Consider the following 13,969-nt stretch of genomic DNA (forward strand, 5'->3'; position numbering starts at 1 on the left):
ACATCAACTTCCTTCGGTCGTTGTGTTTCCTTTATCTCCTGTGGCTCAGTCCAGTCCGTACGTCGCTACCGGGCGCTTACACTTTTGATTTTAGTTTTTTTTGATTATCTTTTTTTCTAATTTTTCTACGGCTTGGTACATGACCGCGGCAAAGAACGCAATGACCAATAAGCTATAAAGTACTAAGGTGAAATTGAAGACTTGAAAACCATACACAATTAAATAACCAAGCCCTTTTGAGGCTACTAAAAATTCACCGACAATTACCCCCACCCAAGATAAACCGACATTTACCTTAAAGGTGGATATCATTGCTGGAAATGATGCCGGAAAAACTGCTTCTCTAAAACATTGCCATTTCGTTGCACCAAAGCTTTCTAATACTTTTAAATAGTTAGGATCAACCTCTCGAAATGCACCGTATACCACAAGTGCAGTAATAATAAATGAGATGATTGCTCCCATCATGATAATTGATGTGTACCCTGGGCCTAGCGCTACAATTATAATTGGCCCTAAAGCTACTTTAGGTAGGGCATTTAATACAACCAAATAAGGATCAAGTACATCGGAAAACTTCCTGGAATACCATAACAAAAATGCTAAAACTATACCAGAAACCGTTCCTACCAAGAATCCCGCAACGGTTTCAAATAGAGTAATGCGTAAATGAAACCAAAGTGATCCATCAATTAAATTCGAAAAGAGTAGGGTTGAAACTTTATAAGGTGAACTAAAAATCAATGGATCAATCCATCCTAATCTACTTGTTGTCTCCCACAATATAATGAAAACAACAAAAATAAATAATTGCCAGTATATCGTATTCCTGCGATCGGACTTTAATCTTTTTAAATGGTCTTTAAATAGCGCATTATCGGATTGCTGATCTTGATTCAAGGCTATTCAACTCCTCCCAGATCCGATCAAATAAGTTCTGATATTTAACATGTTTTCTTGCTTCAAAAGGGGTAAGGTTACGAACTTCAATTGGAACTTCAAATTGCTGATGGATTTCACCTGGATTGGCTTTCATTAGATAAATTTTATCACTCATTGCGATTGCTTCCCCAATATCATGTGTGACAAGAATGGATGTTTTATTGTATTTTTTTAATAAGGTTGAGACTAGATCTTCTAATTTTAATTTTGTTTGAAAATCAAGTGCTGAAAATGGCTCATCAAGTAGAAGTAGTGATGGATCAGTCAATAACGTACGAACTAATGCTGCGCGTTGTCGCATTCCACCCGAAAGACTACTTGGATAGGAGTTTAATACATTTTCTAATCCCATCTCAATCAACATATTCTTTGCTCTCTCTACTGTAGACGAACTTTGTGTTTGTTTTATTTTTGGGCCAATTAAAGTGTTTTCTAAAATAGTTCTCCAAGGGAATAAATAATCTTGCTGTAACATGTAGCCAATTTCATTATCATTTTCTAATAGATCCTGTTGTTGAAGTGTGATACTGCCATGTGTTGGGCGGATAATTCCAGCTACAATGGAAAGTAGTGTTGTTTTGCCACACCCACTTGGTCCTAAGAAGGAAACAAATGATCCTTCATCAACGGAAAGAGATACATTATCTAATGCTTTTGTATAATTAGTACGACTAAAGTAATAATGTGAGATTTGCTTTATCTGTAAGAAACTCAAGCAAAAAACCTCCTTATTCGTCCATGACCTCGTTAGCAATTTCTGTATTTACGAGCGTTTCATGTGCAATATCTGCCGGTAACTCGCCAGCTTCATCCATAATTGATTTTAAATTGTTCCATTCTTCTTCATCAAGTAGTGGATTCTCAGCAAACGAGCCCTGTTCTTTGTAACGTTCAACTGATGATATTAGTAGATCTATATCTGTTTCTTCAAAATAAGGTTGAACAATTTCTGCGATTTCTTGGGCGCCATTATTTTGAACAAATTCTTGCGCTTTGTAAATTGCACGTGCAAATTTTAGTGCTGTTTCTTCATTTTCTGCTAAATAACTTTCTTTTGCCATGAAAACGGTGTATGGCACATGACCTGATTCCTCACCAAAAGAAGCAACAATTGTACCATTACCATCTTGAACAAATTGGCTTGCTATTGGTTCAAAAAGTTGAACATAATCACCTGTACCAGATAAGAATGAGCTTGCAATATTGGCGAAATCAATATTTTGAATCAGATTTAAATCGTTCTGTGGATCAATTCCATTTTGTTTTAATACATACTCTCCAACCATTTGTGGCATTCCACCTTTACGTTGACCAAGAAAATCAGTTCCCTTTAGATCGTCAAAGGTAAAATCATCATTAGGCTCTCGTGCTACAAGGAAAGTTCCGTCTGTTTGTGTTAATTGAGCAAAGTTAATGATTGGATCTTCTGAACCTTGGGCGCCAACATAGATCGATGTTTCTGATCCAACTAAACCAATATCGGAATTATCCGATAAAAGAGAGGTCATCACTTTGTCGCCACCAGGTATAGTTTGTAATTCAACGTCAAGCCCTTCTTCTTCAAAAAATCCTTCTTCTAATGCAATGTATTGTGGTGCATAGAAGATACTTCGCGTTACTTCTGCAACTTTAACCTTTGTGAGTGATTCATCTTCTGAGCAACCGCTAAAGATGACTAACAAAAGAATCGGAACGAGAAAAAGATACCATTTTTTCATTGTTTTATCCCCTTTATATTACGTCTTTCTTTACTTTATTCATGGGCGAAAAATGTGTGCCTATATATAAGAGGATTAAATTTAGTTAAGTAGTGGAATGGTAAAGGAAGGAGGCTAAAGATGAGTAAAAACCTGATCTTATATGATCAATATTGTTATTTATGCACTCAAAGTAAAAGGATAATCAAAGCATTTGATTGGTTTCGTGTTTTTGACTGGCAATCCTTACAGTCCTATGAGAAGACGACTAATTTATCGGAACAGAAGAAGGAAGCTCTAAAAGGTGAAATTCATTTAATAAAACCAACCGGAGAAAGTCTTACTGGGTTCTATGCGATAAGATATGTATTACTTCGATGTCTCTTAACTTTTTGGCTTGGAGCACTTTTTTATTTACCTAAAGCAGATCGAATTGGCAATCCAATATATCGTTGGGTTGCGAAGAATCGCTATCGCATGTTTAAAAGTAAATGTAAAAATGGAACGTGTCGAATTCACTAATAATTTCAAAGTTGAATATTGACAACTGTTATTCGTTCCGTTACGATAACATTCGAGCGGAAATCCAATCAATAAATGCTTTTATAATGAATGTAAACTATTGCAGTTCAAAAATAGAAGGCGTAAAATAGATCTATTCGACAACATTTAGATTGCGTTAAATGTAAAATCAGCAGCTATCATGCGGTGATTTTTAGAAAAACGCATGAAATATAAAAGTGGTCGGGAAGTGATACAGGAAAGGGGAGATTTAGCAGAATGACTGCAAATCGTCGATTATTTACCTCAGAGTCGGTAACAGAAGGTCATCCAGATAAAATTAGTGATCAAATTTCTGATGCGATTCTTGATGAAATCTTAAAAAATGATCCAAATGCACGTGTTGCGTGTGAAACTACAGTAACAACTGGTTTAGTATTAGTAGCAGGTGAGATTACTACCTCTACGTATGTTGATATTCCTCAAATAGTAAGAAAAACCATTAAGGAAATAGGTTATACACGAGCTAAATACGGTTTTGATGCTGAGACTTGTGCTGTACTAACAGCAATTGATGAGCAATCAGCTGATATTGCTGGAGGGGTTGACCAAGCGCTAGAAGCAAGAGAAGGAAATATGACTGATAATGAAATTGAAGCAATAGGGGCTGGAGACCAAGGTCTTATGTTCGGTTATGCGAATAACGAAACACCTGAGCTCATGCCATTACCTATCGCGTTAGCACATAAAATTTCTAAACGTCTGGCAGATGTAAGGAAAGACAATACTGTGCCATATTTGCGTCCAGATGGTAAGACGCAAGTTACAGTAGAATATGACGAAAATGATAAGCCAGTGCGGATAGATACGATTGTTATTTCAACGCAACATCACCCCGATGTACCGCTTGAAACGATCCAAGCGGATTTAAAAGAACAGGTAATTAATCCTATTGTTCCAAGTAATTTGTTAGATGAAGAAACAAAATATTTCATAAACCCAACAGGGCGCTTTGTAATTGGTGGTCCACAGGGGGATGCAGGTTTAACAGGAAGAAAAATAATCGTTGATACTTATGGGGGATATGCGCGCCATGGCGGAGGTGCATTCAGCGGGAAAGATGCGACAAAAGTCGATCGTTCTGCTGCGTATGCAGCACGCTATGTGGCTAAAAACATCGTTGCAGCTAAATTAGCTGATGCATGTGAAGTGCAATTTGCTTATGCGATTGGTGTTGCACAACCAGTATCGATTTCAATTAATACCTTTGGTAGTGGCCAAGTAAGTGAAGAGAAGCTAGTTGAAGCGGTACGTGCTTTGTTTGATTTACGCCCGGCTGGTATCATTAAAATGCTTGACTTGCGTCGACCTATTTACCGTGATACAGCAGCATATGGTCATTTTGGTCGTACGGATATTGAGTTTCCTTGGGAAAAGACAGATAAAGTAGAAGCTTTGCAAGCATATGTAAAATAATAAACGAAGGGAAAACGCTAAGTATCTTACCTAGCGTTTTTTCTATATTCTAATCCAAATTCTTTTATTGTTCTTAAGTTATCGATATCTTAATAGTAAATTAATCTTCTTTTTAAAGACACGAAAATGTTGAAAAATTGTGATTAGCATGTACAATATCAGTTAAGAATTGATGTTATAATATACAAAAGTTTTACTTGCTAATGCTAGGTTAAACAATGTCGCATTCTATTTATAGTAGCTATTGAAGAAATGAGGTACAAGCATTGGGTTATCAAATTCCACGTTCAGCACCATTACTTATGCGTTCAGTCTTTCGAAAAATTTTTCCGCAGGTATCTAAAGAGTTAAGGTATTGGGAAAAAAAAGCGGAGGATATTCCTAACGCCGAATTGCGTGAACAAGCACTTGCAAGCATAGATAGCAAGAAATTCCATTGTCAAGGTGGCAGTGTTTATAGTATTTTGGCAGGAGAAAATTGGACGGAAGCAGTACGCTTCATCGTTGCATATCAAACAATAAGTGATTACTTGGATAATTTATGTGATCGTAGCACATCATTGGATCCGACAGACTTTCGTATGCTGCATCAAGCCATGGAAGATGCATTGTCGCCTGAAAATACAGTGAAGAATTACTATTGTCATCGTGAAGACCAATCGGATGGTGGCTATCTAGTAGATTTAGTAAAAACGTGTCAGGACACTTTAAGTGGCTTATCACAATATTCAATTATAAAAGATTATCTCTTACAGTTAGAAGAACTATATAGTGATCTTCAGGTACATAAACATGTCAAAAAAGAAGAAAGAATTCCAAGATTAGAAAAATGGTTTCAAACATTTAAAAAAGAATGGCCATCATTAAGTTGGTATGAATTTTCAGCTTCTAGTGGTTCTACTTTAGGTATTTTCTGCATGGTATCATACGCATTGGGTGATGGAATCAACGAGTCATTAGCCAAAAAGATATTTAATAGTTATTTCCCGTTTATGCAGGGACTACACATTTTGTTGGATTATTATATTGATCAGCAAGAAGACAGAATCGAAGGTGATTTAAATTTTTGTAATTACTATGAAGATGAAAACCATCTTAAAGAACGTTTAGTATTTTTTATTGAACAAACGAACAAAAGTGTACAATTATTACCAAATCACCGTTTTCATGAAATGGTTCATAATGGTTTAGTAGGGTTGTATTTAGCAGATCCTAAAGTTAAACAACTGAAGAATGGAAAAGAAATAACTAAGCTACTACTGCAAGCTAGTGGTATTCGATCAGCTTTTTTTCATTTAAATATAAAAATATATAATCACTTAAAAAACAAGCCCCAAGAAGCTTAAGTTACTTCTGTGGGACTTGTTTTTTTTCAATTGCTAAAATGAAGGGTGGGTTATTTTTTTGATTAATAAAACCATATTGCAAAATTTGATAATATTTTTGATCGTAGTCAGCTAAGTGATTAAGCAAAGCATTTTTTTCGTTACTACCACCTTCGTGTCCATAATACACAACACAGACAATGATCCCTTCAGGTTTAAGGTACTGCGCCAGCTTGTCTATTGCGGTAATTGTATGGTCGGGTGTTGTAATGACTTGTTTGTCGCTACCGGGTAAATAACCAAGATTAAAAATGGCCCCGGCTAATTTGCCTTTTAAATCTTCTGGTAAATAGTGATCAACATTTTCATGGCTATCATGGATCATATTGACATTGGTACAACTTGCTGCAGCAAGTTTTTCTTTTGTTTTTTCAATTGCTTGTGTCTGGATGTCAAAGGCGTAAACATGTCCCTTATTACCCGCAGATTGGCTGAGTATTAACGTATCATTGCCATTACCACAAGTAGCGTCAACAGCAGTTTCACCAGGCTGAATCGCAGTTTGCATGAGCACATGAGCATATTCTAGAACGCGCTTTAACATGTCTCTACCTTAGCGCGTTCTGTGTAGAACTTGCCTTGCCAGCTATCACGCCTTTTTAGTTCAGCATCAATGGCGTTTAAAACTTCCCATTTCTTCATACTCCACATTGGCCCAATAAGTAGATCAGGAGGCCCATCACCTGTGATGCGGTGAATAATCATTTCTTTTGGTAATAACTCTAATTGATCGACAACAAGTTTCACATATTCTTCTCTACCTAGAAATTCAAGTTTTCCTTTTTCATATTGTTTCACCATAGGTGTGCCTTTTAAAAGGTGCATTAAATGAATTTTAATCCCTTGAACATCCATTTCACTTACAGCTTTGGCTGTTTCTAACATCATTTCATAACTTTCGCCAGGTAAACCATTGATGATATGGGTACAGATTCGAATGTTATGTTTTCTTAATTTAGCAACACCTTCTAAATAACAATCCATATCATGAGCGCGATTGATTAAATCTGACGTCTCTTGATGCATGGTTTGTAAACCTAATTCTACCCACAAATATGTGCGTTCATTTAACTCTGCTAAATACTCGACAACATCATCAGGTAAACAATCAGGACGTGTTGCAATCGAAAGTCCAACAACACCTTCTTGTTTTAAAATGACTTCAAATTTTTCGCGTAGTTCTTCAACTGGTGCATGGGTATTAGTGTATGCCTGAAAATAACCCATATATTTAGCGTTTTTCCATTTATCGTGCATATTTTCTTTCATCTGATGGAATTGTGTTTCTAAAGGATCTACACGATCTCCGGCAAAGTCCCCACTTCCAGCAGCTGAGCAAAAAGTACAACCACCATGAGCTACAGTGCCGTCACGATTAGGACAATCAAACCCACCATCAAGAGGTACTTTGAATATTTTCTCACCAAAGGTATTTTTTAAGTGATAATTCCACGAATGATAACGTTTTTGGTCAAATGAGTACGGAAACGGATTTTGCAACAATAAAAACTCCTTTATTTTATATACGATAATTATCTCTCCTATTGTAGCATGAAGTAATAATTTCGGTCACTGCTTGATTTTGTTTTTGGTATGAATGGAACTGTCTGAACTGAGCAAAATAGAAATGAGGTGATGAAATGGCAACAAGACAATCTATGGAAGAATTGATTGCAAAAGCCGAACAGAAGCTTGATGTAGCTAAAAAGCAATTGGATAGAGTGAACCGAAATGGTTATGAAGTAGATGAAGCATATACAGAAGCACAAATAGAACTATCAAATATGGATTCAGAAATAGACAAAATGATGCTTAGTGCCAATCATCAACAAAGAGAACAGTTGCATCGTCTACATCTTCAAGTTACTGATTATTGGAACGATATGATTTTAGATGCCAATGATTTACATCACTAAAAATAAAAACCCTTCCTATACATGGGAGGGTTTTCATTTTTTTGTCCTGCAAAAAAAATGATCAAAATTCATTCAGATTTGTCGATAAATGTCGATATAAATACTTGTGTAATTTAAATATAGGGGGTAAAGCAATGAGCAACAAGTATTTTTTCAGCATGATAATTGCAATAAGTTTATTAATGATAGTAGGTTGCGCACAACAAGAAGAGACGAATATTGATACTGTCAATGATAAAGTGAAGATCGGAATAATGTTATCAGACGTAGGATTAGGTGATCAATCATTTAGTGACCTTGCATTTAACGGTTTAATACAAGCAAGGGATGAATTAGATATTGTTTTTGATTATCGCGAGATTGCGACAACTGAAACATATGAACAAGGGTTACGTGAATTAGTAGAACAAGATAATGATCTAATTATTGGACTTGGTTACATGGTACAAGAAGGTTTAGAGGTAGTGGCAAAAGATAATCCAGATCAACAATTCCTCTTAATTGATTCCGTATCAACTTTAGAGAATGTCACATCTGTGATGTTTAAAGTTGATGAAGCAAGCTATTTAGCTGGAATTGTGGCTGCAGAGACGACTGAAACCGATCATATTGGTTTTGTTGGAGGACAGGATGTTGAATTAATTCAAACTTTTTATAATGGATTTGAGGCTGGTGCACAATCAGTAAACCCAGAAATTCAAATAGAAAAAGCCTATGCTGGCACATTTGGAGACGAAAAATTAGGAGCAAGTATAGCTGGTGAGATGGTTGAACAGGGGGCAGATGTTCTTTTTGCCGCTGCTGGGCTAACAGGTGTCGGTCTTTTAAAAGAAGCGCAAGATCAAAACGCTTATGCGATTGGTGTTGATACCGACCAATATTTCTATGCTGAAGATGCGATAATAACTTCAGTAATGAAAAATGTTGATAATGTGATTTATCGATTAGCGAAGCAACTGGTTAATGGAGAGAAAATTGAAAGTGATTTACTTGAATTTGGGATTGCAAATGAAGGTGTCGGCTTAGCAACCTTACGCGTAGCTGACTTTCCTCCTAGAGTGCATCAACAGATTAAAGCAGCTAAAGAGGCGTTTTCTAATTAAATAGGAGGTAATTATGTCGATTAAAAAGAAATTATTGATTAATACATTAACAACTGTAGTGTTAGCAACAGGTATTATTGCATTCATAATTGTAAATATGTTGCAAATTCAATCTTCAAATCAAAAACAGGTTGAAGTTTTAGTTACAATTGAACAGTTTAAATCACAAATTCATGCAACACAGCAAAGCTTAACCAGTTTTTCAGCAACAGATACAAATGCAATGGTACATCAAGCTTCAACAAAGATAGAAGAAGTCGAAAATTTGATGGAGAAATTAAATGAAATAGTAATAGATCAAAAAAGTCAATTATACATGACTAAAATCACGGAGAAATTTAAAGATTGGAAAATACCTACCATTCAAGATCTAGCTTCAAGAAATAATCAGACAGCAGATAAACATGCTGCACGTTTAGCGGGTATTGAAAATGATGCATATATGTTGCAATTGTATGCTGATGAAAATTATCGATTAACACAAGAAAACCTAGAACAAAAAGTACAATTTATTATTTTGGCATCAGTAATTAGCGTTATAATTTTAATTTTGCTAGCACTAATTGTATCTAATCGTTTAACTGGACCAATCACAAAAACATTAAAACTTTTAGCTAATAATGCAAATGAAGTGGCGCATGGTAATTTGGCAGTTGATACTATTTCTTACAATAAATCAGATGAACTGGGTCAATTAAATCAATCATTCACACAAATGATTGCTCAGTTACGGTCACTTTTAGAGTCGATTGGAACCGTTAGTAAGCAGGTAGAGGGTTTTGCTGTTGATATAGAAAAAGAGAATAAAACGGTAACTGAAATTAACCAACAAGTAGCTGCATCAACCGATGAGTTAGCTCAAGGCACGCAAACTATATCAACTGATTTACAAGATGCAGTCACTAAAGTAGAGCAGATGGATCGCGCATTTGGTGAAAATGTACAATACACTGAACAATCCGTTGATTTTGGTAAAGAAGCGATGAATGCTGTTAAAGCAGGTTTAGAAGCAATAGACAAGCAGCGACAGTTGATTCAAGATAATGCAAAAACAACGGATGAAATTAAAACAGCCACCCAGTCTTTTGTTGATTCAACGAAAAAAATTGAAACGATGGCAAACACTGTCTCTGATATCGCTAATCAAACAAACCTATTAGCATTAAATGCTGCAATTGAAGCATCTCGTGCTGGGGAAGCTGGTAAAGGATTTGCAGTTGTCGCAGATGAAGTACGTAAATTAGCGGAAGAAACAACAGTGGCAACGACACAAATTTTTGATATGGTAACATCAATTCAAACGGGAATTGGTGACATTACAAAAGCTGTTGATCAAGGTGTTGAAATTTCCGAGAAAGAGAAAGCTTCTATGGAGACGACAAATACTTCTTTCGATGCAATCGATGAAAAAGTAATAGCGATCACAGATAAATTACAAGAATTACTTAAGGGTATAGAACATTCTAAAGGGTTAGGGAGTAATGTACTTGAAAATGTAGAAAGTATTAGTGCAGTGGTTGAACAGACAGCTTCAGGTAATGAAGAGATAGCAGCTTCAACACATGAACAACTGGGTGCATTCCATAATGTTGTCGAAAAAGTAACTGAATTACGCACATTAACTGATGAATTAAATGGCACTGTCGATGAATTTACGTTATAATAAGCATAATAAAACGCATGCATATGAAAACTTGACAAAGTGTAACGGTTTTTTTACAATACGAATACAATAAGTTGAAATGACAATGATGAGGATTAGTAATGAAGTGATACAAGTAAAAAGAGAGATAACGGTTGGTGAAAGTTATCCTTGTACTTTATGAACTCGCCTTTAATGTTGCAGTGATGAATCAAAGTAGTTACTGCCGTACTCTGCGTTAAAGAAGCAAAGTGGATGCCTTATGGATGTAAGGTATTAATCATGGGTGGTACCGCGGGAAATAAGCTCTCGTCCTAGTTTTGGGATGAGGGCTTTTCTATATAAAAGAACAAACGTTCTTACATATAATGTGTACGTTAGAAAAATGATGTGTGAAAAGAAAAAGGAGGCAGTATTGATTATGACATTTGATCATAAAAAGGTAGAAGAAAAATGGCGGAATTATTGGTTAGATCAAAAAACATTTAAAACAAATACGCAAACAAACAAAGAGAAATTTTATGTTTTAGATATGTTTCCATATCCATCAGGTTCTGGTTTACATGTAGGACATCCTGAAGGATATACTGCGACAGATATTATAGCAAGAATGAAGCGGATGCAGGGGTATGAGGTACTTCACCCAATGGGGTGGGATGCATTTGGGTTACCAGCAGAACAATATGCCTTAGATACTGGTAATGACCCAGCAGAATTCACAAAACATAATGTAGATACCTTCCGTCGTCAAATTCAAGAGTTAGGTTTTTCGTATGACTGGGACAGAGAAATCAATACAACAGATCCTAATTATTATAAATGGACGCAATGGATATTTTTACAGTTATTTGATAAGGGATTAGCATATGTGGATGAAGTAGCTGTTAACTGGTGTCCTGCACTAGGAACTGTACTTGCTAATGAAGAAGTAATAGATGGTGTGAGTGAGCGTGGTGGACATCCGGTTGAACGAAAACCAATGAAACAGTGGATGTTAAAAATAACAGCTTATGCGGATCGTTTACTTGAAGACTTAGAAGAGTTGGATTGGCCTGAAAGTATTAAAGATATGCAACGCAATTGGATCGGTCGATCTGAAGGTGCCGAAGTAAGTTTTGGAATTGACGGGTTTAATGATGAATTCACTGTATTTACAACGAGACCTGACACACTATTTGGTGCAACATATGCTGTGTTAGCTCCTGAGCATCCACTAGTTAATAAAATAGTTACAGATGACCAACAGGATGTAGTTAATACGTATATCAATCAAGTTAAAATGAAAAGTGATCTAGAAAGAACTGATTTAGCTAAAGATAAAACAGGTGTATTCACTGGTGCTTATGCTATTAATCCAATCAATGGTGAAAGACTTCCAATATGGGTTGCGGATTATGTCTTGATGACATATGGTTCTGGTGCAATTATGGCTGTACCCGCACATGACGAACGTGACTATGAGTTTGCTAAAAAGTATGACTTATCCATTATTCCAGTTGTTGAAGGTGGCGATATGGAGAAGGAAGCATACGTCGGAGACGGTCAGCACATTAATTCGGACTTCTTAAATGGTTTAAACAAAGAAGATGGGATCAAAAAGGCAATAGAGTGGCTTGAAGCTAACCAAAAAGGTGAGAAAAAAGTAACGTATCGCTTACGTGATTGGTTGTTTAGTCGTCAGAGGTATTGGGGAGAACCAATACCTGTCCTTCATTGGGAAGATGGGACAACAACAGGAGTTCCGGAAGAGGATTTGCCTTTAGTGCTTCCGAAGACAACTGAAATCAAACCTTCTGGAACAGGAGAATCACCATTGGCAAATATTGCGGACTGGGTCCATGTTACTGATCCTAAAACAGGAATGAAAGGACGACGTGAAACCAATACTATGCCACAGTGGGCTGGTAGTTGTTGGTATTTCCTTCGCTTTATTGATCCAGATAACACAGAAAAACTAGCAGATTACGAAGCGCTTAAGAAATGGTTACCAGTAGATGTCTATATTGGTGGAGCAGAACACGCTGTTCTACACTTGCTTTATGCACGTTTCTGGCATAAATTCCTTTATGATATTGGTGTTGTACCAACAAAAGAACCATTCTTGAAATTATATAACCAAGGTATGATTCTTGGGAGTAATAATGAAAAGATGAGTAAATCAAAAGGTAATGTAGTGAATCCTGATGATATTATTGAAAGTCATGGCGCAGATACGCTACGACTATATGAAATGTTTATGGGTCCATTAGATGCATCTATAGCTTGGTCAACTAATGGTCTAGATGGTGCACGCCGTTTCTTAGACCGTGTTTGGCGATTGTTTGTAACAGATGAAGATGAAGTGTTATCGAATAAGGTAGTAGATAGCGTAACCGAAGATTCGCTTGAAAAGGTTTATCATGAAACAGTTAAGAAAGTGACGGAAAACTTTGAAGACCTTCGCTATAATACTGGGATCTCACAAATGATGGTGTTTGTTAACGAAGCTTATAAAGCTGAGGAGATGTCAAAATACTATGCTGAAGGATTTGTGAAATTGTTATCTCCAATTGCGCCACATCTTGCGGAAGAACTTTGGAGTAAGCTAGGTCATGATGACTCAATTGCTTATCAAACATGGCCTGCTTTTGATGAAGCTAAACTTATTGAGGATGAAGTGGAAGTTGTTATTCAAGTTATGGGGAAAGTTAGAGCGAAAATGTTAGTTGATAAAAATGCAACAAAGGAAGAACTGGAAAAGAAAGCATTAGAAAATGAATCTATTCAAGAACGTTTAGAAGGTAAAACAGTAAGAAAAGTAATTGCTGTTCCTGGTAAGCTTGTTAATATCGTAGCAAATTAATAGTTTCTATTTCATATTTAGTAGAAAAGTCTTTTGGGTAATTGTTATCTAAAAGGCTTTTCTATATTTAAAGGGAAGATAACGCCAGTACAACGATGCTGTTGGCATGTTCAATTTGAGTCGGGCGTGATTATAAAAAAGCTTGTTGACTTTTATACGAATAACCTGTATTATTAATCTCGCTGTCACAGTTAGTTGCTTCTCGAAAAGGTAGAAACTGGTTATTGACAGAGGCGAATAGTGATGCTATAATTTAGTTATTGTCGAAATGGCAGTGAATAAGTAACAATTTGATCTTTGAAAACTGAACGAAACAACCAGTATGTTAAGTAAGAAACAAGCTAGTATTTTAAATGAGCAACCAAGCTCGCATTTTATGGAGAGTTTGATCTTGGCTCAGGACGAACGCTGGCGGCGTGCCTAATACATGCAAGTCGAGCGCGGGAAGCAAGATGACCCCTTCGG

Annotated in this window: 12 protein-coding genes, 1 rRNA gene and 1 other annotated feature; of the genes, 8 read left to right on the top strand and 5 right to left on the bottom strand. The window is 36.3% G+C overall.

The window, feature by feature from the left end:
- Positions 1-90: 90 nt before the first annotated feature.
- Genes D2K40_RS14900 through D2K40_RS14910 form a run of 3 tightly spaced genes read right to left on the bottom strand, consistent with a single transcriptional unit; the run spans position 91 to position 2,660 of the window.
- Entirely contained in the window at positions 91-900 is an 810-nt protein-coding gene (locus D2K40_RS14900; protein WP_117157139.1) for an ABC transporter permease, read from the bottom strand.
- Complete coding sequence (locus tag D2K40_RS14905) at positions 875-1,657, bottom strand: ABC transporter ATP-binding protein (RefSeq protein ID WP_117157140.1); 783 nt, start codon at positions 1,655-1,657, stop codon at positions 875-877. The genes D2K40_RS14900 and D2K40_RS14905 overlap by 26 nt, the downstream gene beginning before the upstream one ends.
- 13 nt (positions 1,658-1,670) lie before the next feature.
- Complete coding sequence (locus D2K40_RS14910; protein WP_117157141.1) at positions 1,671-2,660, bottom strand: ABC transporter substrate-binding protein; 990 nt, start codon at positions 2,658-2,660, stop codon at positions 1,671-1,673.
- 120 nt (positions 2,661-2,780) lie between these two features.
- Between D2K40_RS14910 and D2K40_RS14915 the strand changes: the two genes are divergently transcribed.
- The 3 genes from D2K40_RS14915 to D2K40_RS14925 all read left to right on the top strand — a co-directional run bounded on the left by D2K40_RS14915 (position 2,781) and on the right by D2K40_RS14925 (position 5,962).
- Positions 2,781-3,161 (top strand): thiol-disulfide oxidoreductase DCC family protein, encoded by a 381-nt coding sequence (locus D2K40_RS14915; protein ID WP_117157142.1) that lies wholly within the window; start codon positions 2,781-2,783, stop codon positions 3,159-3,161.
- Between the two features lie 258 nt (positions 3,162-3,419).
- Positions 3,420-4,616, top strand: a complete 1,197-nt coding sequence (metK, locus tag D2K40_RS14920; protein ID WP_117157143.1) for a methionine adenosyltransferase — start codon at positions 3,420-3,422, stop codon at positions 4,614-4,616.
- Positions 4,617-4,882: 266 nt separating this feature from the next.
- Positions 4,883-5,962: a tetraprenyl-beta-curcumene synthase family protein gene (locus D2K40_RS14925; protein ID WP_229666729.1), complete on the top strand. Its 1,080-nt coding sequence runs from the start codon at positions 4,883-4,885 to the stop codon at positions 5,960-5,962.
- A 1-nt stretch (position 5,963) separates the two neighbouring features.
- Here D2K40_RS14925 and mnmM read toward each other — a convergent pair whose 3' ends face one another.
- Positions 5,964-6,545 (bottom strand): tRNA 5-(aminomethyl)-2-thiouridylate-methyltransferase MnmM, encoded by a 582-nt coding sequence (gene mnmM, locus D2K40_RS14930; protein WP_117157144.1) that lies wholly within the window; start codon positions 6,543-6,545, stop codon positions 5,964-5,966.
- A complete protein-coding gene (mnmL, locus tag D2K40_RS14935) occupies positions 6,539-7,501 on the bottom strand; it encodes a tRNA modification radical SAM protein MnmL/YtqA (RefSeq protein WP_117157145.1) in 963 nt (320 codons plus the stop codon). The genes mnmM and mnmL overlap by 7 nt, the downstream gene beginning before the upstream one ends.
- A 140-nt stretch (positions 7,502-7,641) precedes the next feature.
- Between mnmL and D2K40_RS14940 the strand changes: the two genes are divergently transcribed.
- From D2K40_RS14940 to D2K40_RS14960, 5 genes are all read left to right on the top strand, one after another.
- Positions 7,642-7,917, top strand: a complete 276-nt coding sequence (locus D2K40_RS14940; RefSeq protein WP_117157146.1) for a DUF2524 family protein — start codon at positions 7,642-7,644, stop codon at positions 7,915-7,917.
- A gap of 134 nt (positions 7,918-8,051) precedes the next feature.
- Positions 8,052-9,020, top strand: a complete 969-nt coding sequence (locus D2K40_RS14945) for a BMP family lipoprotein (RefSeq protein ID WP_117157147.1) — start codon at positions 8,052-8,054, stop codon at positions 9,018-9,020.
- A 13-nt stretch (positions 9,021-9,033) separates the two neighbouring features.
- Entirely contained in the window at positions 9,034-10,683 is a 1,650-nt protein-coding gene (locus D2K40_RS14950; RefSeq protein WP_117157148.1) for a methyl-accepting chemotaxis protein, read from the top strand.
- Positions 10,684-10,759: 76 nt separating this feature from the next.
- Positions 10,760-10,982, top strand: a binding site (T-box leader).
- A gap of 101 nt (positions 10,983-11,083) precedes the next feature.
- Positions 11,084-13,504, top strand: a complete 2,421-nt coding sequence (gene leuS, locus D2K40_RS14955; protein ID WP_117157149.1) for a leucine--tRNA ligase — start codon at positions 11,084-11,086, stop codon at positions 13,502-13,504.
- 373 nt (positions 13,505-13,877) lie between these two features.
- Positions 13,878-13,969, top strand: a 16S ribosomal RNA gene (locus D2K40_RS14960); the annotation flags it as partial.

This window comes from Paraliobacillus quinghaiensis, assembly GCF_003426025.1.
Lineage (GTDB): Bacteria > Bacillota > Bacilli > Bacillales > Amphibacillaceae > Paraliobacillus_A > Paraliobacillus_A quinghaiensis.

What these genes read in the sequence shown, in the direction of transcription:
- D2K40_RS14950 (WP_117157148.1), top strand. Translation starts at nt 9,034, where the DNA reads ATGTCGATTAAAAAGAAATTATTGATTAATACATTAACAACTGTAGTG.
- mnmM (WP_117157144.1), bottom strand. Translation starts at nt 6,545, where the DNA reads ATGTTAAAGCGCGTTCTAGAATATGCTCATGTGCTCATGCAAACTGCG.
- D2K40_RS14915 (WP_117157142.1), top strand. Translation starts at nt 2,781, where the DNA reads ATGAGTAAAAACCTGATCTTATATGATCAATATTGTTATTTATGCACT.
- D2K40_RS14940 (WP_117157146.1), top strand. Translation starts at nt 7,642, where the DNA reads ATGGCAACAAGACAATCTATGGAAGAATTGATTGCAAAAGCCGAACAG.
- D2K40_RS14945 (WP_117157147.1), top strand. Translation starts at nt 8,052, where the DNA reads ATGAGCAACAAGTATTTTTTCAGCATGATAATTGCAATAAGTTTATTA.
- D2K40_RS14910 (WP_117157141.1), bottom strand. Translation starts at nt 2,660, where the DNA reads ATGAAAAAATGGTATCTTTTTCTCGTTCCGATTCTTTTGTTAGTCATC.
- metK (WP_117157143.1), top strand. Translation starts at nt 3,420, where the DNA reads ATGACTGCAAATCGTCGATTATTTACCTCAGAGTCGGTAACAGAAGGT.
- leuS (WP_117157149.1), top strand. Translation starts at nt 11,084, where the DNA reads ATGACATTTGATCATAAAAAGGTAGAAGAAAAATGGCGGAATTATTGG.